Annotated in this window: 11 protein-coding genes and 17 tRNA genes; all 28 read left to right on the plus strand. The window is 30.5% G+C overall.

Features of this window, described 5'->3' with window-relative positions:
• Positions 1 to 48: 48 nt before the first annotated feature.
• The 28 genes from IC218_RS20425 to IC218_RS20560 all read left to right on the plus strand — a co-directional run bounded on the left by IC218_RS20425 (position 49) and on the right by IC218_RS20560 (position 18,996).
• Positions 49 to 125: transfer RNA gene (locus IC218_RS20425), tRNA-Asp, on the plus strand.
• An 18-nt stretch (positions 126 to 143) separates the two neighbouring features.
• Positions 144 to 218: transfer RNA gene (locus IC218_RS20430), tRNA-Thr, on the plus strand.
• A gap of 14 nt (positions 219 to 232) precedes the next feature.
• A tRNA-Tyr gene (locus IC218_RS20435) sits at positions 233 to 317 on the plus strand.
• 9 nt (positions 318 to 326) lie between these two features.
• Positions 327 to 410, plus strand: a tRNA-Leu gene (locus tag IC218_RS20440).
• Positions 411 to 433: 23 nt separating this feature from the next.
• Positions 434 to 508, plus strand: a tRNA-Gly gene (locus IC218_RS20445).
• 23 nt (positions 509 to 531) lie between these two features.
• Positions 532 to 608: transfer RNA gene (locus IC218_RS20450), tRNA-Arg, on the plus strand.
• Between the two features lie 9 nt (positions 609 to 617).
• Positions 618 to 693, plus strand: a tRNA-Gln gene (locus IC218_RS20455).
• A gap of 11 nt (positions 694 to 704) precedes the next feature.
• A tRNA-Lys gene (locus IC218_RS20460) sits at positions 705 to 780 on the plus strand.
• Positions 781 to 782: 2 nt separating this feature from the next.
• Positions 783 to 871: transfer RNA gene (locus IC218_RS20465), tRNA-Ser, on the plus strand.
• Positions 872 to 874: 3 nt separating this feature from the next.
• Positions 875 to 950 (plus strand) — tRNA-Phe (locus IC218_RS20470).
• A 7-nt stretch (positions 951 to 957) separates the two neighbouring features.
• Positions 958 to 1,031, plus strand: a tRNA-Met gene (locus IC218_RS20475).
• Positions 1,032 to 1,046: 15 nt separating this feature from the next.
• Positions 1,047 to 1,123, plus strand: a tRNA-Ile gene (locus IC218_RS20480).
• A 21-nt stretch (positions 1,124 to 1,144) separates the two neighbouring features.
• Positions 1,145 to 1,221: transfer RNA gene (locus IC218_RS20485), tRNA-His, on the plus strand.
• 8 nt (positions 1,222 to 1,229) lie between these two features.
• A tRNA-Lys gene (locus IC218_RS20490) sits at positions 1,230 to 1,305 on the plus strand.
• 7 nt (positions 1,306 to 1,312) lie between these two features.
• Positions 1,313 to 1,386, plus strand: a tRNA-Cys gene (locus tag IC218_RS20495).
• 7 nt (positions 1,387 to 1,393) lie between these two features.
• Positions 1,394 to 1,470: transfer RNA gene (locus IC218_RS20500), tRNA-Arg, on the plus strand.
• A gap of 12 nt (positions 1,471 to 1,482) precedes the next feature.
• Positions 1,483 to 1,558, plus strand: a tRNA-Val gene (locus IC218_RS20505).
• Positions 1,559 to 1,632: 74 nt separating this feature from the next.
• Positions 1,633 to 2,046 (plus strand): hypothetical protein, encoded by a 414-nt coding sequence (locus IC218_RS20510; RefSeq protein WP_227437120.1) that lies wholly within the window; start codon positions 1,633 to 1,635, stop codon positions 2,044 to 2,046.
• 303 nt (positions 2,047 to 2,349) lie between these two features.
• Positions 2,350 to 5,781: a pyruvate carboxylase gene (locus IC218_RS20515; protein ID WP_227483617.1), complete on the plus strand. Its 3,432-nt coding sequence runs from the start codon at positions 2,350 to 2,352 to the stop codon at positions 5,779 to 5,781.
• Positions 5,782 to 6,020: 239 nt separating this feature from the next.
• Positions 6,021 to 7,949: an elongation factor G gene (locus IC218_RS20520; protein ID WP_227437116.1), complete on the plus strand. Its 1,929-nt coding sequence runs from the start codon at positions 6,021 to 6,023 to the stop codon at positions 7,947 to 7,949.
• A gap of 491 nt (positions 7,950 to 8,440) precedes the next feature.
• Positions 8,441 to 8,905 (plus strand): CtsR family transcriptional regulator, encoded by a 465-nt coding sequence (locus IC218_RS20525; RefSeq protein ID WP_227437114.1) that lies wholly within the window; start codon positions 8,441 to 8,443, stop codon positions 8,903 to 8,905.
• Positions 8,906 to 8,911: 6 nt separating this feature from the next.
• The gene (locus tag IC218_RS20530) at positions 8,912 to 9,406 is read left to right on the plus strand and encodes a UvrB/UvrC motif-containing protein (protein ID WP_227437113.1); all 495 of its coding nucleotides are present in this window, start codon (positions 8,912 to 8,914) and stop codon (positions 9,404 to 9,406) included.
• Positions 9,407 to 9,421: 15 nt separating this feature from the next.
• Positions 9,422 to 10,447, plus strand: a complete 1,026-nt coding sequence (locus IC218_RS20535) for a protein arginine kinase (protein WP_227825399.1) — start codon at positions 9,422 to 9,424, stop codon at positions 10,445 to 10,447.
• Positions 10,434 to 12,881: an ATP-dependent Clp protease ATP-binding subunit gene (locus tag IC218_RS20540; protein ID WP_227825400.1), complete on the plus strand. Its 2,448-nt coding sequence runs from the start codon at positions 10,434 to 10,436 to the stop codon at positions 12,879 to 12,881. The genes IC218_RS20535 and IC218_RS20540 overlap by 14 nt, the downstream gene beginning before the upstream one ends.
• 179 nt (positions 12,882 to 13,060) lie before the next feature.
• Positions 13,061 to 14,434 carry a DNA repair protein RadA gene (gene radA / locus IC218_RS20545; protein WP_227437108.1) on the plus strand — a complete coding sequence of 458 codons (1,374 nt, stop codon included), beginning with the start codon at positions 13,061 to 13,063 and terminating at the stop codon, positions 14,432 to 14,434.
• A 2-nt stretch (positions 14,435 to 14,436) separates the two neighbouring features.
• On the plus strand, positions 14,437 to 15,507 hold the full coding sequence (gene disA / locus IC218_RS20550) for a DNA integrity scanning diadenylate cyclase DisA (protein WP_227825401.1): 1,071 nt from the start codon (positions 14,437 to 14,439) through the stop codon (positions 15,505 to 15,507).
• 88 nt (positions 15,508 to 15,595) lie between these two features.
• Positions 15,596 to 16,690 (plus strand): PIN/TRAM domain-containing protein, encoded by a 1,095-nt coding sequence (locus IC218_RS20555; RefSeq protein ID WP_227437104.1) that lies wholly within the window; start codon positions 15,596 to 15,598, stop codon positions 16,688 to 16,690.
• 128 nt (positions 16,691 to 16,818) lie between these two features.
• Positions 16,819 to 18,996 (plus strand): hypothetical protein, encoded by a 2,178-nt coding sequence (locus tag IC218_RS20560; protein ID WP_227825402.1) that lies wholly within the window; start codon positions 16,819 to 16,821, stop codon positions 18,994 to 18,996.
• The last annotated feature ends 208 nt before the right edge of the window (positions 18,997 to 19,204 follow it).

The following is a 19,204-nucleotide window of genomic DNA, read 5'->3' on the forward strand; positions in this document are numbered from 1 at the left end:
TACAAGCAGGGGGTCGCAGGTTCGAGCCCTGCTGGTCCCACCATTTGCGGCCTGGTAGTTCAGTTGGTTAGAATGCCAGCCTGTCACGCTGGAGGTCGAGGGTTCGAACCCCTTCCAGGTCGCCAAAATAAAATATAAAAAATGCTGGTGTGGCTCAACGGTAGAGCAGCTGACTTGTAATCAGCAGGTTGTAGGTTCGATTCCTATCACCAGCTCCATGTAAAATTAATACGGAGGATTTCCCGAGCGGCCAAAGGGGGCAGACTGTAAATCTGTTGTCATCGACTTCGGTGGTTCGAATCCACCATCCTCCACCAAAAAAATGCGCGGATGTGGCGGAATTGGCAGACGCACTAGACTTAGGATCTAGCGCCATTGGCGTGGGGGTTCGACTCCCTTCATCCGCACCATTTTTATTTAATTTAATAAACGAGCGGGAATAGTTCAGTGGTAGAGCGCAACCTTGCCAAGGTTGAAGTCGCGAGTTCGAATCTCGTTTCCCGCTCCAAATTTATGTTTATATTGCAATGTGGGTGCATAGCTCAGCTGGATAGAGCAACGCCCTTCTAAGGCGTGTGTCCGGGGTTCGAATCCCTGTGCGCTCACCACATATATATTGGGGATTAGCCAAGTCGGTAAGGCACATGACTTTGACTCATGTATGCGTAGGTTCGAGTCCTGCATCCCCAGCCAAATAAAAATATGGTCTATTAGCTCAGTCGGTAGAGCACCTGACTTTTAATCAGGGTGTCCCGCGTTCGAGTCGCGGATAGATCACCAATGGAGAGGTGTCCGAGTGGTTTAAGGAGCTGGTCTTGAAAACCAGTGACTTCGAAAGGGGCCGTGGGTTCGAATCCCACCCTCTCCGCCAAATGCCCAGATAGCTCAGTCGGTAGAGCAGGGGACTGAAAATCCCCGTGTCGGTGGTTCGATTCCGCCTCTGGGCACCAAGAATATGGCGGTATAGCTTAGTTGGCTAGAGCGTTCGGTTCATACCCGAAAGGTCATAGGTTCGACTCCTATTACCGCTACTAAAAATTTAATGTGGGCCATTAGCTCAGTTGGTTAGAGCGCCCGGCTCATAACCGGTAGGTCTGGGGTTCGAGTCCCTGATGGCCCACCACATTAAATTTGAAGATATATGGTGGGTATAGCTCAGTTGGTTAGAGCGCCAGATTGTGGCTCTGGAGGTCGTGAGTTCGACTCTCATTATCCACCCCAACTAATATGGTCTATTAGCTCAGTCGGTAGAGCACCTGACTTTTAATCAGGGTGTCCCGCGTTCGAGTCGCGGATAGATCACCAAAAAGGTGGCGACATAGCCAAGTGGTAAGGCAGTGGACTGCAACTCCTTGATCCCCAGTTCGAATCTGGGTGTCGCCTCCAATAAAATGCGCTCATAGCTCAACTGGATAGAGTGTCTGACTACGAATCAGAAGGTTAGGGGTTCGAGTCCCTTTGGGCGCACCATATAAACATCGAGGGATTATAGCTCAGCTGGGAGAGCACCTGCCTTACAAGCAGGGGGTCACAGGTTCGAGCCCTGTTAATCCCACCAGTGCAAACCTCTAGTAATTTTACTAGAGGTTTTATTTTTGATTAAAAAAGATTTATATTTAGGAGGTAAAAAGTTTGTATATAATTATAGGAAATGAAATAGTTGATAGTGAAGAACTTAAAATAATAATAGATAAGAATAGTAAGTTCAAAGTTGAAAAGGATTTGAGTAAAAGCACAAAAAGAGAGGACATAATAGCTTATCAATTAAGTATAAATATGGATTATTTAGATACTATTATAAGTGAGCAAGATGAATATATCACCTTATCTGATGAGGAAAAATTTGATGAATATATGACTTTATCTGATGAACTTGCACTAGGTTTAGAAGAACTTATGCCAAAGTACACAATAATAAATGCTAGAGCATATAAATTAGATGAGGTAGAAGGAGTAGTAAAAATAATACTAGTTATAGCATATGCAGATTTAGGTCATCTAAAACTTTCTGATGTAATAAAACGTTTGTTAAGACAGATAGATTAAGATATGAACTATATTGAGAAAAGTATGTGAAATATTACGTAAAGATGAAAATAATTATGTAAACAGAGAAAAAAATAGTATAAAATAAGGTCAATTGTAGAAATTTTCACACAAGTTTGTCTGAAATCCCATAAAAAACCCCTTAATTTTAGTGAGGTAAATTGAGTTTATACAGTCTAAAAATTATATATATTTATAAATTTATCTTATTAATTAAGGAACTTGCTTAAACATCTTCAAAAATAAAGTATTTTAGTCTATAATCTTTAATATTACACAAACAATAAAGGAGAAGAATAGAGTATGCTTAAAAAGTTTAATAAAATACTAGTAGCTAATAGAGGCGAAATAGCTATAAGAATATTTAGAGCCTGTTCAGAATTGGGGATAAAAAGTGTTGGTATATATAGTAAAGAAGATAAATACGGATTATTTAGAACAAAAGCAGATGAATCATATTTAATAGGGGAAGGCAAAGGTCCAATAGATGCATACTTAGATATGGATGGAATAATAGACTTAGCAAAGAGAAAAAAAGTTGACGCTATACATCCAGGATATGGTTTTCTAGCAGAAAATGCAGAATTTGCTCGTAAATGTGAAGAAAATGGAATTACTTTTATAGGCCCATCATCTAAAGTAATGAATATGATGGGGGATAAGATAAACTCTAAAAAAATTGCAAAAGAAGTTAATGTTCAAACTATACCAGGGGTGGAAAAAGCAATAAGAAGTACTGAAGAAGCAAAAGAAGTTGCAAATAAAATAGGTTATCCTGTTATGATAAAAGCATCTAATGGTGGTGGCGGTAGAGGTATGAGAATCGTACATCATGAAAAAGATTTAGAGCTTGAATATGAAACTGCTTGTAGTGAATCAAGAAAAGCTTTTGGTGAAGATATTATATTCATAGAAAAATATATAGCTGACCCAAAACATATAGAAGTTCAAATATTAGGGGATAACTATGGAAATATAGTTCATTTATACGAAAGAGATTGTTCTGTTCAAAGAAGACATCAAAAGATAATAGAATATGCACCAGCATTTTCATTAGATGAAAAAGTAAGAAAAGAAATATGTGATGATGCAGTCAAGTTATCAAAATATGTAGGCTATTCTAATGCAGGGACACTAGAATTCTTAGTAGATGCAAATGGTGGTCATTATTTTATAGAAATGAATACAAGAGTACAAGTTGAGCATACTGTAACAGAAATGGTTACAGGAATAGATATAGTTCAAAGTCAAATATTAATAGCTCAAGGATACAGCCTAGATAGTGAAGAAATAAATATAAAATCACAAGATGATGTTGAAATAAGAGGGTATTCTATCCAATGTAGAATAACTACAGAAGACCCTAAAAATAGATTTATGCCAGACACAGGTAAAATTCAAGTTTATAGAACTGGTTCAGGATTTGGTATAAGACTAGATGGTGGAAATGGATTTACAGGAGCAAACATAAGTCCTCACTATGATAGTTTACTGGTTAAGACAATATCTTGGGATAGAACATTCCAAGGAGCAATAAACAAAACTATAAGATCTATAAAAGAACTTAGAGTTAGAGGTGTTAAGACTAATGTAGGATTCTTAGTTAATGTCTTAAATAATCCTATATTCTCAAATGGTAAATGTAGTACTAAATTTATAGATGAAAATCCAGATTTATTTGAAATAACAGAAAGTAAAGATAGAGGAACAAAATTACTTCAATTTATAGGTGATGTAATTGTAAATGATAACGCTTGTCAAGAAAAACCATTATTTGATGCGTTACATGAACCAAGAATGAATAAAGATGGTTCAAAGGCAGAAGGAAGTAAGATACTTTTTGATAAGTTAGGTAAATCTGCATATATAGAAAAAATAAAAAATGATAAAAGACTATTATTAACAGATACAACAATGAGAGATGCACATCAATCATTATTGGCAACAAGATTAAGAACATATGATTTATTAAAAGCTGCTAAACCAACAGAAAAATATCAAAAAGATTTATTCTCACTTGAAATGTGGGGTGGAGCTACTTATGATGTTGCATATAGATTCTTAAAAGAGTCACCTTGGCGTAGATTACAAAAACTAAGAGAAGAAATACCAAGTATAATGTTCCAAATGTTGCTTAGAGCATCAAATGGAGTTGGATATAAAAACTATCCAGATAATGTAATAGAAGAATTTACAAAAGAGTCTGCTAAACAAGGAATAGATGTATTTAGAATATTTGACTCATTAAACTGGGTTGAAAATATGAAACCATCTATTAATACAGCTCTAGAAACTGGAAAAATAGTTGAAGCAACTATGTGTTATACAGGTGATATATTAGATAAGACTAAAACTAAATATGACTTAGAATATTATATTAAGATGGCAAAAGAGTTAGAAAGTTTAGGAGCAGACATAATAGCAATAAAAGATATGTCAGGACTTCTTAAACCATATTCTGCTTATACATTAGTTAAAGAACTAAAGAAAAATGTAAAAGCACCAATACATTTACACACTCATGATACAAGTGGAAATGGTGTGGCAACTTGTTTGATGGCATCAGAAGCTGGTGTAGATATAATTGATGCTGCATTAGAATCTATGGCAGGACTTACAAGTCAACCATCACTTAATGCAATAGTAGAAGCTCTTAAAAATACAGAAAGAGATACAGGTATAGATTTATTTGGATATGATGAGTTAGGAAAATACTATAAAGATTTAAGAAAAGTCTATAATAAATTTGAAAGTGACTTAACTAACTCTTGTGCAGAAATATACAATTTTGAAATACCAGGAGGTCAATATACAAACTTAAAACCTCAAGCTGATAGTTTAGGATTAGTTAATAGATTTGATGAAGTTAAAGAAAAATATAAAGAAGCTAATGAAGTTGTAGGAGATATAATAAAAGTAACACCATCTTCAAAAGTTGTAGGAGATTTAGCTATCTTTATGACTAAAAATAAATTAGATAAAAATAATATAATAGAAGAAGGTAAGAACTTATCCTTCCCAGATTCTGTTGTAGACTACTGTAAAGGTATGATTGGTCAACCAGAAGGTGGAGTCCCAAAAGATTTACAAGAAGTAGTTTTAAAAGGCGAAGAAGCTATTACAGTAAGACCTGGTTCACTATTACCAGCAGAAGATTTTGATGACATAGCAAAATATCTAAATGAAAAATATGATATAAATGCAAATATAAGAAATGTTATAAGTTATGCTTTATATCCAAAAGTTTATGAAGACTATATTAAACATTTACAACATTATAATGATATATCTAAACTTGAAAGTGATGTATTCTTCTATGGATTAAATAAAAATGAAGAATGTGAAGTAGAAATAGAAGAAGGTAAAGTATTAACAATAAGATTAGTTGAAATTGGTGAAGTTAAAGAAGATGGATTTAGAACTATAGGCTTTGAATTAAATGGAATGGTTAGAGAAGTGGAAATAAAAGATAGAAACTTCTCTGGAAAAGTTACTAATGTTGAGAAAGCTGATATGAATGATCCACTTCAAATCGGAGCAAGTATACCAGGAAAAGTTATAAAAATAATGGTTAAAGAAGAAGATGAAGTAAAAGCAAATCAACCATTAATAGTTATAGAAGCAATGAAAATGGAAACTATAATAGTTGCTAAAACTGATGGAGTAATTAAATCAATTAAAGTAAAAGAAGATGATATGGTTGAAGATAAACAACTATTAATGATAATGAAATAATTGAATTGAAACAACTTATAAAACACTCTAAAATATTTTTATTAAATATTTAGAGTGTTTTTATTTGTTTAAATTAAATATTTGTTAAAAAAAAGAGGAAAATTATATCCCTATGTAGAAATAAAGCTAGTAAGGAAAATGTTATCTAAAAATTCTAAAAATAATAAACATTTTCTAGACTATTTCTTAGGAAATAACAGCTAAGAGAAAATACATAAATTTAAAAGGTGGGTGCTTATATGAAGGTTTATGATAGTAATATGTTGAGAAATGTAGCAGTATTAGGACATAGCGGATGTGGTAAAACAAATCTAATCGAAACTATAGCTTACACAGCAAACACTAATAAGATACCTAAATTAACTGACAAGGTAAATATGACTTATAGTATGGGATTAATACCTATAGAATATAATGACTATAAGTTTAACTTATTGGATACACCAGGATATTTTGACTTTAGCGGAGACGTTGTATCATCTCTTAGAGCAAGTGATGCAGCAATAATAGTAATAGATGCAACAGCACCTATTCAAGTTGGTACAGAGAAATCATTAGAACTAACTGAGAGTATTCCTAAGATAATGTTTATAAATAAAATAGATAATGAAAAAGCAAGATATAAAGATGCAATAGCAATGTTAAGAGAAAAATACAATAATAAGATAGTTCCAATGATAAGTCCTATATACAAAGATAAAAACTTTGTCAAGTTACATAATGTATTTGAAAATATAGATGATTTAGAAGGTGAATTTAAAGAACAAGCTATGAGTGTAAAAGAAGCTTTAATGGAACTTATAGCAGAAACAGATGATCAAATATTAGATAAGTATTTTAATGGAGAAGAGTTAACTACAGAAGAAATCCAAAAAGGTATTGTTATAGGTATACAAAGAGGAGATATTATACCTGTAATATGTGGTTCAACTATAAATAATATAGGAACAAAAGAAATTTTAGATACAATATCAAATTATCTAGAACCTATATTTACAGAAGAGAGTAAGCCATTTAAAGGATTAGTATTTAAAACTATGGTTGACCCATTTGTAGGAAAAATGTCATATATAAAAATTACTCAAGGTGCAATTTCTAAAGATAAAGAAGTTTTTAATATAAACAAAAACATAAAAGAAAAAATAGCTAACATATATACATTGAGAAATAGTGAGTTAGTTGAAATAGACAAAGCTAAGGCTGGTGATGTAGTAGTTGTAACTAAAGTTAATTCTCTAAAGACAGGAGATACTATATCTGTAGATAAAGATGCAGAAGCTTTAGATAAGATAGACTTCCCTAAACCACAAATATATTATGCTGTTAATCCTAAGAATAAGGGTGATGAAGAAAAGGTAGCTGCTGTATTAAACAAACTTGTAGAGGAAGACCCTACATTACATTGGTATAGAAATACAGAGACAAAACAAGCTCTTTTAGGAGGACAAGGGGAGCTTCATATAAAAACAATTAAAAATAAAATGAAAGATAAGTTCGGGGTAGATGTTGAATTAAATGACCTTAAAGTTCCTTATAGAGAAACTATAAAGGAAACAGCTGATGTACAAGGTAAGCATAAGAAACAATCAGGTGGCCATGGTCAATATGGAGATGTAAAGATAAGATTTGAAAGATGTGAATCTGATTTTGAATTTACAGAAGAAATATTTGGTGGGTCTGTACCAAAACAATATATACCAGCAGTAGAAAAAGGGTTAAAAGATTCTATGCAAAAAGGAGTATTGGCTGGTTTCCCTGTTACAAATATAAAGGCTACACTTTATGATGGTTCATACCATGATGTAGACTCTTCTGAAATGGCTTTTAAGATGGCAGCAAGTGCAGCATTTAAAAAAGGTATGGAGGAAGCTCATCCAATATTATTAGAGCCTATTATGAAACTTAAGATAACTGTTCCAGAAGAATATATGGGAGATGTTATGGGAGATATAAACAAGAGAAGAGGAAAAATATTTGGTATGGAGCCAGATAATAAAGGAAAACAAATAATATTTGCAGAGGCTCCACAAGCAGAAACATTTAAATATGCAATAGATTTAAGAGCAATGACACAAGGTAGAGGGTATTTTGAAATGGAATTAGAAAGATATGGAGAGGTTCCATCACAATTTGCAGAAAAAATAATTGGACTAGCTACTGCAAAGTAATAAAGAAGATAGAACATTAAATAATTAATATCCATCTATTATGTAAAATAATTTTGTAATTAAAACTAGGTATATACTTATTTTAAAGAAGTGTATATCTAGTTTTTATGTGTTTTTATAAAAAACAAGAAAAAACCAAATTAAAGTAATAAAAAATGTGAAGAATAAAAGATACTTTCTTAAACTGTTTTAATAAAAGAAAGTATCTTTTTATATTATTATTTTTAGAAATGTTTAATAATAATGATATGAAGGTATATTTACAAATACAAGGTATAGATACATTAAAAATCAATTAATAACCAATAATTTTAAGACTTAATTGTTATAAATGTAAGAAGTAGAAGATTATATTTAACAAAAGATGGACACCTTATTTAAATTATTATGAAAAAAATAAATTTACACAATTTAGGGCTTTAAAAATTTAAATAATAGGTGTAAAATAGTAGTCAAAGAAAGTCAAAATAAAAAGGTGTGTGGTGATATAAATGGCAACTATGACAGATATAATTGAAAAATTTATTAAAGATTTGATGGAAGAGGATAATAGTATACAGATTCAAAGAAATGAACTAGCAAACTTGTTTAGTTGTGCACCATCACAAATAAATTATGTTTTAACAACAAGGTTTACCATAGATAAAGGTTATTATATAGAAAGCAAAAAAGGTGGCGGAGGATATGTTCAGATAGAAAAAATACGAAGAAGCAAAGATGGACATATTAGAGAAATACTAAACGAAAGAATAGGAAGCCAAATATCCTATAAGAAAGCAAAAGAGTTGGTGGAAAGTTTGAGAGAATCAGACTTAATTAGTGAAAGAGAATTAAAACTAATATTATATGCAATAGATGATAAATCATTATGTATGCCAGTATATGAATTAAAAGAGAAGGTAAGGTCTAATGTTTTAAAGAATATAATAATAGGAGTATTTAGTATAGAGGAGTGATAATTTATGCTATGTCAAAAATGCAATAAAAATAAAGCATCTGTATATTATAATAAAATAGTCAATGGAGAAAAGACAGAAATGTATCTGTGTAGTGAATGTGCTAAAGAAAATACAGAGATGAATTTTAATTTAGATATGCCTTTTTCAATGATGGATATATTTTCCAACTTAGGATTTCAACCTAAAAAAGAGCTTGAAGAAAAGTTAGTTTGCCAAAAATGTAATATGACATATAGTGAATTTAAGAATAATGGAAGATTTGGATGCAGTGAATGTTATAATGCATTTAGTAGTCAAGTAAATCCAATGCTTCAAAATATACATGGTCATATAGAACATATAGGTAAGGCACCTAAAAAATCTTTTTATAAAATAAGTGTAGAAAATGAGATTAGAGAATTAAAAGAAGATTTGGATAGAGCTATAAAAAATGAAGAGTATGAATTAGCTGCTCAATTTAGAGATAAGATTAAGTATTTGAAAGGCTCTATTGACTAAGATTGGAGTGATATTATGAAAGAGAATATAGTCATGAAATCAAGAGTTAGGCTGGCTAGGAACTTGAGCAATTATCCTTTTCCAAATAGGTTAGATAAAGAGTGTGCTATGGAAATAATAGAAAAGGTAAAAAATGCATTTATGAATTCTAGTTTAGAACATAAAGAAGAGTTTGATTTCTATAAGATTGAAGATTTAGACCAATCTAAAAAGATGCTTATGGTTGAAGAGCATATGATAAGTCCAGACTTAGCAGAAAATGATAAAAGTGCTGTTATAGTAAAAAAAGATAAAACTGTAAGTATAATGATAAATGAAGAAGACCATATAAGAATACAAACTATGTGTGATGATTTAAATTTAGAAAATGCTTATAACATAGCAAATGAGATAGATGATTTATTAGAATCAAATTTAGAGTATGCATTTAGCACAAAGTTGGGTTATCTAACATCTTGCCCAACTAACACGGGAACTGGAATGAGAGCTTCTGTAATGATGCACTTGCCTGCATTGAGTCAATTAGGCTATATGGATGAACTTTATAAGATTTCATCACAAATAGGTATAGCAATAAGAGGTATATATGGAGAGCGAACAGAAGCATTGGGAAATATATACCAAATATCTAATCAGCTTACGCTTGGAAGAACAGAGTCTAATATTATAGAGAATGTAAGTGGTCTTACAAAGGATGCAATTTCAAAAGAAGTGAAAGCCAGAGAAATATTACAAAAAAAATTGGGTATAAAATTAGAAGATAAAATATTTAGGTCAATAGGAACACTTGAAAATTCAAGGGTAATGAGTAGTTCAGAGGCAATGAGTCATCTATCAAATATAAAAATGGGAATAGAAATGAACTATATAAAAAAACTAGATTTAAAAGCTATAGAACAACTTATGATAGGTATACAACCAGCACATCAGTCAATAATGTATAAGAGTGATGATGTTGAAAATAGAGATATAAATAGAGCAACATACATTAGAGAAACTTTGGAAAAATTAAGAGGAGGGATAAATTATGAACTTCAATAGATTTACACAAAGAGCTAAAAAAGCAATTGATTTAGCGTTTGAGTCTGCTAAAAACTTAGGGCATAATATTGTTGGAAGCGAGCATATACTTTTAGGGCTTTTAAAAGAAGAAGAAGGAATAGCTGCCAAAGTTCTAAGTAAAGTTGGATTTACAGAGGCTTATTTAGAAGGCAAAATAATTGATATGGAAGGTAAGGGCGAAGGAATTCCAGAAGACATAGTATTAAGCCCAAGAAGTAAACAAATATTGGAACTATCAGGAATGTTTGCAAATAAATTAAAAACAAATTATATAGGAACTGAGCATATATTATTAGCTATTATTCAAGAAGGAGAAGGAATAGCTAATAAAGTTTTGAACTATGCAGGTGTAAATGACAGAACTCTAGCCCAATTAACAATTGATATGATGGGTATGAGTGATAATAATCAATATAAATCAGAAAATAGTTACACGAGCAACCAAAATCAAACAGAGTCCAAGATTCTCGATAAATATGGAAGAAATCTTACACTATATGCAAAACAAAATAAAATAGACCCTGTTATAGGAAGAGAAAAAGAAATACAAAGAGTTATACAAATATTAAGTAGAAGAACTAAAAACAACCCTGTGCTAATAGGAGACCCAGGAGTAGGTAAAACAGCTATAGCTGAAGGTTTAGCAACAAATATAGCATTAGGAAATGTTCCAGAAACACTAAAAAGTAAAACTTTGTATTCTTTAGAGATGGGTTCATTATTAGCTGGTGCTAAATATAGAGGAGAATTTGAAGAAAGAATTAAAGAAGTTGTAGATGAAGTTGTTAAAAATGGAAATATAATTTTATTTATAGATGAGATGCATACAATAATAGGAGCTGGGTCTACAGGAGAAGGATCTATAGATGCGTCAAATATATTAAAACCTGCATTAGCTAGAGGAGAAATACAAGTTATAGGTGCAACAACAATAGATGAGTATAGAAAGCATGTTGAAAAAGACTCTGCACTAGAAAGAAGATTCCAACCAGTTATGGTGGATGAACCAAGTAAAGAAGATTCAATAAAAATATTAGAAGGATTGAGAGATAAATATGAAGCTCATCACAAAGTTAAAATAACTGATGATGCTATAAAAACAGCTGTAGAATTATCAACTAGATATATATCAGATAGATATCTACCAGATAAAGCTATAGATTTGATTGATGAAGCTGCATCAAAAGTGAGGCTAAAGGAAAATACTCCTCCAGCCGAAATAAAAAAATTAGAATTAGAAATAGAAAATATAGATAAAGAAAAAGAAGAGGCAGTAAGATGCCAAGATTTTGAGAAAGCAGCAAAAATAAGAGATGAACAAGGCATACTTAAAAAACAATTAGAAGATGTTAGAGAAAGATGGAATAAGTCATCTAAACATTCTGATTTAGTTGATGGAGAAGTCATTGCTGAAGTAGTAGGTTTATGGACAGGAATACCTGTTAATAAAATTCTTGAGGAAGAAGCTGATAGACTCTTAAAACTTGAAGAAATCTTACACAATAGAGTTATAGGTCAAGAGCAAGCAGTAAAATCTATTTCCAAGGCAATAAGAAGGTCAAGAGCAGGTCTTAAGGACCCTAATAGACCAATCGGCTCATTCTTATTTTTAGGACCTACAGGAGTAGGGAAAACAGAGTTATCTAAGGCATTAGCAGAAGTGCAATTTGGAGATGAAAATCAAATAATAAGAATTGATATGTCTGAATATATGGAAAAACATGCTGTATCAAGAATGATAGGTTCACCTCCTGGTTATATAGGTCATGATGAAGGAGGTCAATTAACTGAAAAAGTAAGAAGAAACCCATATTCAGTTATTTTATTTGATGAGATAGAGAAAGCTCATCCAGATGTGTTTAATATTCTATTACAAATTCTAGATGATGGTAGATTAACAGATTCAAAAGGAAGAACTGTTGATTTTAAGAATACGATTGTGATAATGACATCAAATGTTGGTGCATCTACAATTGGTAGACAAAAAACTTTAGGGTTTAGTATAGCTAAAGGAGATGAAGAAGAAAAGTCTCAATATGAAAAAATGAAAGAAAACATAATGGGTGAATTAAAGCAAAGATTCAGACCAGAGTTTTTAAATAGAATAGATGATATAATAGTTTTCCATTCATTAAATACAGAGCATATATCTAAAATAGTAATTTTAATGGTAGATAAATTACAAGAAAGACTAAAAGATATGGATATAAAACTAGAAATGAGTGATGAAGCTATAAAATTAATTTCTAAATCTGGATTTGATTTGGAATATGGAGCAAGACCTCTTAAAAGAGCCTTACAAAAAGAACTAGAAGATGAGTTATCTGAAGCGATTTTAAGAGGCGATGTAAAAAAAGGAAGTAATATAATAGCAAAAGTTAAAGATGAAAAAATAGTTTTTGAAACTAAATAATTCAATAGAGTTGCATTTTAAAATCTTATAGATATAAGCTTTAGGGTTTAAAGAAAATTTTAAGGGCAATGAATCTAAAATAATTCATTGCCCTTAATTATTTTTTTTAATCTTTACCTATTATCTTTCACATATGCTAAAATTATAGTATATAATAATAAATTAAGGATGATTAAAATATGGCAAAAATAAAAACTAAATATGTATGTCAATCTTGTGGATATGAAACAGCTAAGTGGCTTGGAAAATGTCCAGAGTGTACAAAATGGAATACATTTGTAGAAGAAGTAGATCAAAAAAGCACAAAAAAAGAGGTCTTTATAATAGATAAATCTTCATCTAAACCAGTTAGTATAACTTCAATAGAGAGTAAAGAAGAAGAAAGGTTTACAACAGATATAAAAGAATTAGATAGAGTGCTTGGTGGAGGGATAGTTAAAGGTTCTCTAGTACTTGTTGGTGGAGACCCTGGTATAGGTAAATCCACACTTTTAATTCAAGTCTCTAGTAATGTAGCTAATTTAGGAAAGACTGTTTTATATATAACTGGAGAAGAATCAGAATCACAGATAAAAATGAGAGCAAAAAGATTAGGTATTAATTCAGAAAATTTATATATATTTGCTGAAAATAATTTGAGTATAATTGAATCTTATTTAGAAAGTGTAAATCCACAATTAATAATTCTAGACTCAATTCAAACTGTCTTTAGTCCAGAAATATCTTCAGCACCAGGAACTGTCAGCCAAATTAAAGAAGGTACTTCAAAATTCATGAAGATTTCTAAAAAAATGGGAATTTCAACATTCATAGTTGGTCATGTAACCAAAGAAGGTTCACTAGCAGGTCCAAAATTATTAGAGCATATGGTTGATACTGTTTTATATTTTGAAGGTGAAAGATATAATACATATAGATTAGTAAGGGCTGTTAAAAATAGATTTGGTTCAACAAATGAGCTTGGAGTATTTGAAATGAGGGATTTGGGATTAGTAGAGCTTGATAACCCGTCTAAGATTTTGATATCTGAAAAACCAAAAGATGTAGCAGGTTCAGTCATAATATCCACTGTAGAAGGTACAAGACCAATGCTACTTGAATTACAAGCATTAGTTTCACCAACAAGTTTTGGTATAGCAAGAAGAACATCTACAGGAGTAGATTATAATAGAGTTGGTATGTTATTAGCAGTCTTAGAAAAACGTGTTGGTCTGCAAATACAAAACCAAGATGTATATATAAATATAGTTGGAGGTATAAAGATAAATGAACCTTCGATTGACTTAGGAATAGCTATTTCTGTAGCATCTAGCTTTAGAAATATACCTATAGATGAAGATATAGCTGTTACAGGAGAGGTAGGACTTACAGGAGAAGTTAGATCAGTAAGTTTTATAGAAAAAAGAATTGCTGAGTGCAAAAAACTTGGCTTTAAAAAGATAGTAGTTCCTAGAAGTAATTATGATGTTGTAAAAGATACTAAAGGTATAGAAATATGGCCAGTAGACAACTTAAGACAAGCTATAAATATAGTACTTGGGAGGAATCAATAAATATGGAGAATTTTTTGGATAACAAAAATATGCTATATGCATTAAAAATGATATCTCCTGGAACCCCTCTTAGATTAGGCCTAAACAATGTGCTAAGAGCTAAGACTGGCGGTTTAATTGTAATTGCAACAAATGAAGATGTAATGAAAATAGTAGATGGAGGATTTGCTATAAATGCAGAGTATTCACCATCATATCTATATGAATTAGCCAAAATGGATGGAGCGATAGTTTTAAGTGGTGATGTAAAGAAAATATTATTTGCTAATGCACAACTTATACCAGATTACTTTATAGAAACATCAGAAACTGGAACTAGACATAGAACGGCGGAAAGAGTAGCAAAACAAACTGGTGCTATAGTCATAGGAATTTCACAAAGAAGAAATGTTATAACAGTTTATAGAGGAAATGAGAAGTATGTGGTCGAAGATATATCTAAGATATTTACTAAGGCAAATCAAGCAATACAAACTTTAGAAAAATATAAAACAGTATTAGAACAAGCTATAACTAATTTAAATGCTTTAGAGTTTAATGATTTGGTAACTATTTATGATGTAGCGTTAGTCATGCAGAAAATGGAAATGGTAATGAGAGTTACAAGTATAATTGAAAAATATGTGATAGAATTGGGGGATGAAGGAACTTTAGTAAGCATGCAATTAGAGGAATTAATGGGTACAACTAGAATAGATCAGAAATTAATATTCAAAGATTATAACAAAGAAAATACTGAAATAAAAGAACTTATGAAAAAAGTTAAAAATTTAAATTCAGAAGAACTAATAGAATTATTTAATATGGCAAAACTATTAGGGTATAGTGGATTTTCAGAAAGTATGGATATGCCTATAAAAACAAGAGGCTATAGAATTCTTAGCAAAATACATAGACTACCAACAGCAATAATAGAAAACTTAGTAAATTATTTTGAAAACTTTCAAGAAATATTGGATGCGTCTATTGAAGAGTTAGATGAAGTTGAAGGAATAGGTGAAATAAGAGCAACATATATAAAAAATGGACTTATAAAAATGAAACAATTAGTATTATTAGATAGACACATATAATGAATTTTAAGTGAATTTTACTACTTTTTTCTTGAATATAATATACACTTTGGTCTATAATAGATAAGTATAACTAGGGGGTGAAGCATTGATAAGGAAAGTAACAAGGATATTGTTTATTTTACTTGGATTTACGATAGGTATAACGACCTATTTAACATTGATGAGAGATTTTGAAATATTAACATTTGGAAAAGAAACTTATGGTTATATAGCAGCTGTAGTAGCAGGTATAGTAATAGCTATTTTAGGATATCTTATAGAGCCATGGGTTGTGAATAGAACAAAAGAAATTGCTAAAGTTGTGGATAAAGAACTATCAAAATATCCTCAAACAGATATATTATTAGGGTCTATGGGTCTTATAGTAGGATTTGTAATTGCATATTTATTAAGTGGGCTAGTAAATAGAATACCAATAGTAGGTGGAATATTATCATTACTATTATATTTATTCCTAGGATATCTTGGAATGAAAGTTGCGCTTAAAAGTAAAAATGATTTATTTAATATTGGAAAATTAGGAAGATTGGCAAATCCTATTAAAGATAAGGATAAGGATAAAGATAATAAAAAAGAAGTAAAGGCGATACCTCCAAAAGTATTAGATACAAGTGTAATAATTGATGGAAGGATAGCTGATATTTGTAAAACAGGATTTATAGAAGGAAAACTTATTATTCCTGCTTTTGTTTTGGAAGAATTAAGACATATTGCAGATTCTTCAGATGATTTGAAAAGAGTAAGAGGTAGAAGAGGTCTGGATATATTAAATATAATTCAGAAAGAATTAAATATAGAGGTTGAAATAAGTGAAAGGGACTTTGATGATATAGCAGAAGTTGATAGTAAATTATTAAAGCTTGCCCAAGTATTAAATGGAAAAGTTGTTACTAATGATTATAACTTAAATAAGGTTGCTCAATTTCAAGGTGTTGAAGTATTAAATATAAATGAGTTGGCTAATGCTATAAAACCAGTTGCAATACCAGGTGAAGATATGGTTGTCCAAGTGGTTAAAGAAGGAAAAGAAGCTCAACAGGGTGTTGCATATCTAGATGATGGAACTATGATAGTTGTTGATGGAGGAAGAAAACATATGAATGAGACTATAAAAGTTTTAGTAACTTCTGTTCTTCAAACTCCTGCTGGTAGAATGATATTTGCAAAACCTAAAAATTGATATATTCAAATAAACCTAAAATTTGGGCTGTTTATTATAAATAGATGGTCCAAATTTATTTGTTTATAACGACAATGTTTAATGTATTCTTAAGTGTGAGGATTTAAATCAGAAAGCAGGGAGAATTTATGAGAAAAAAGATTATATCTTTCTTAGCAACATTTATCATAATATTAACATCGATGAGCCAGTATAGCTTTGCAGATGATATACCAACGCATGGAAAAGTAATATTTATAGATATGAATAGAACTAGTATGAACAATATGTTAAGAATAAAATCATTGAGAGAAGAGCTAGAAGATAGAGGATATATTGGCTTGATGAACATAAGAGGCGATAAAGGTAGTGATGATAGAAGGTCATATGCCAGTATGGGTGCTGGAGGAAGAGCCAATGTAGCTAATGAAGAAGATATTAATTTTGAAAGCTCAAGCAAAGATAGAAATATAGTTTTTGAATCAGCTACAGGTAAGAAAGCAAAAGGTATAAATGATTTGACTATAAATATGTCAATAAATGAGAATCTAAACTTTGGAGAATATGGTTCTACATTAGGTTCATTAGGTCAAAGTTTATCTGAAAATAAATTAAAAACATCTGTATTAGGAAATGCAGATATAGTTGAAAATGGTAAACTTGTAAAAAATAGAAACTTATGCTTAACAGCTATGGATGAGTATGGTAGAATTTCTTACGGAAATGTAGATAATATCAATAAAAAAGATTTATCTATGCCTTATGGAATATCAACTGATTACACTAAGCTTGTTGCTGAAACTAAAGAAGCTTATAAAAATAGTGATGTAGTTTTTGTAGAACTTGGAGATACATATAGGTTAGATTTATATAAATCTAACTTGAATGAAAAAACATATAAAAACATGAAAGACAAGATAGAAAAAAACATAGATGAATATTTAAAAAATATATTTTCTATGGTTGGAGAAAATGATACTGTTTACATAGCTAGTGCATTTCCAAGTGATTTAGATTATAAAAATAAAAGAAGGCTTTCTCCAATAATAAAATTAAATGGCAATGGAAAAGGGATGTTATCATCTTCAACTACTAGAAGAGAAGGTATTGTTACTAATCTAGATGTTGGAGCTGAGATATTAAATAACTTTGATATAAAAAATCAAAATATGGTTGGAAAGAAGTATGAACTTATTAACAGAGATGATAATAAAGAGTATCTGATGGATGAATACCAAAAGATAGTATCTGTTTCAAGCATAAGGTCTACAATACTTAATGGATTTGTAAGTATAGTGTTTTTGTCATGGATAGTTGCTATGATTCTAATTCTATTTAGAAAGCATATATCGAAAAATCACAAAGAAACAATATTTTTTATATTAAAAGAATTTCTAAAAATAGGAATAGTAATGCCATTATCATTTATGATAACTCCAATAATGAATTTTAAAACACCAGTAGCAATATCTTTAGGAATAATTATAATAACACTTACTATATACTTAATAAGCAAAGTTCTGATAAAGAATGATTTAAAAAATATGTTATTCTTTACAGGTTTAACTATATTGATTATGGTTATTGATTCTGCATTTGGTTCATATTTAATGAAAAGTAATGTAATGAGTTATGATTGTATAATTGGGGCTAGATACTACGGAGTAGGAAATGAATATCAAGGAGTGGCAATAGGTAGTGCAATATTTACATTTGCGATTTTGCTTACATATAAAAAGATACCAAAGTGGTCTGTAATAGTATTTTCTTTAGTTATCTTAATTACGAGTGCATCTCCAGCTATGGGTGCAAATGTTGGAACTGCTATTTCTGAATGTGTTGCATTTTTACTATTTATACTATTGATATATAATGTAAAAATAGACTTTAAAAAAGTTGTATTATTAGGTGTAGCAGTATTGCTTGTTTTAGGCGCCTTTGTAGCTATAGATATGATTTCAGGAAGCAACTCACATTTAGGTATGTTTGTAAAAGAAGTTTACTTTAATGGACCAGGAGAAATAATACAAACATTTAGCAGAAAGATAGAAATGAACTTGAAACTAGCTCAAACCAGTGCATGGGTAAATATACTATTAACTGGGATAGGGGTTATCTTAGTTCTTATGATTAATCAGATTAGATACTTTAAACAATTAATTGATGAATATCCAATTATATTTAAAGGATTTATAGCGTCAATAGCAGGATGCTTTGTAACTCTTTTAGTAAATGATTCTGGAATTGTGTCATCAGCTACAGCTTTTATTTATGTAATTGTAGCTATGATTATATTAAGTATAAATCTGATAGTATTAAAAGAATAAGTTATAGATATTACTATATAAAGGTTAATTTAAATTTATTTTTACAAAATAAATTTAAAAAGAAATTTTATGATAGTCAACTATTATACAAAAGCAGAAAAGGGGTTCCTAAGAACCCCTAATCTATGTGATAATTGTTCTGTGAAAAATAACATTTTGGTTATAGCAGATATGGGTGTTATGAACAAGATGATTCAGTAAGACTAAT

Source organism: Clostridioides sp. ES-S-0005-03 (genome assembly GCF_020658455.1).
Classification (GTDB): domain Bacteria; phylum Bacillota; class Clostridia; order Peptostreptococcales; family Peptostreptococcaceae; genus Clostridioides.

What these genes read in the sequence shown, in the direction of transcription:
- IC218_RS20515 (WP_227483617.1), top strand. Translation starts at nt 2,350, where the DNA reads ATGCTTAAAAAGTTTAATAAAATACTAGTAGCTAATAGAGGCGAAATA.
- IC218_RS20520 (WP_227437116.1), top strand. Translation starts at nt 6,021, where the DNA reads ATGAAGGTTTATGATAGTAATATGTTGAGAAATGTAGCAGTATTAGGA.
- IC218_RS20525 (WP_227437114.1), top strand. Translation starts at nt 8,441, where the DNA reads ATGGCAACTATGACAGATATAATTGAAAAATTTATTAAAGATTTGATG.
- IC218_RS20530 (WP_227437113.1), top strand. Translation starts at nt 8,912, where the DNA reads ATGCTATGTCAAAAATGCAATAAAAATAAAGCATCTGTATATTATAAT.
- IC218_RS20535 (WP_227825399.1), top strand. Translation starts at nt 9,422, where the DNA reads ATGAAAGAGAATATAGTCATGAAATCAAGAGTTAGGCTGGCTAGGAAC.
- IC218_RS20540 (WP_227825400.1), top strand. Translation starts at nt 10,434, where the DNA reads ATGAACTTCAATAGATTTACACAAAGAGCTAAAAAAGCAATTGATTTA.
- radA (WP_227437108.1), top strand. Translation starts at nt 13,061, where the DNA reads ATGGCAAAAATAAAAACTAAATATGTATGTCAATCTTGTGGATATGAA.
- disA (WP_227825401.1), top strand. Translation starts at nt 14,437, where the DNA reads ATGGAGAATTTTTTGGATAACAAAAATATGCTATATGCATTAAAAATG.
- IC218_RS20560 (WP_227825402.1), top strand. Translation starts at nt 16,819, where the DNA reads ATGAGAAAAAAGATTATATCTTTCTTAGCAACATTTATCATAATATTA.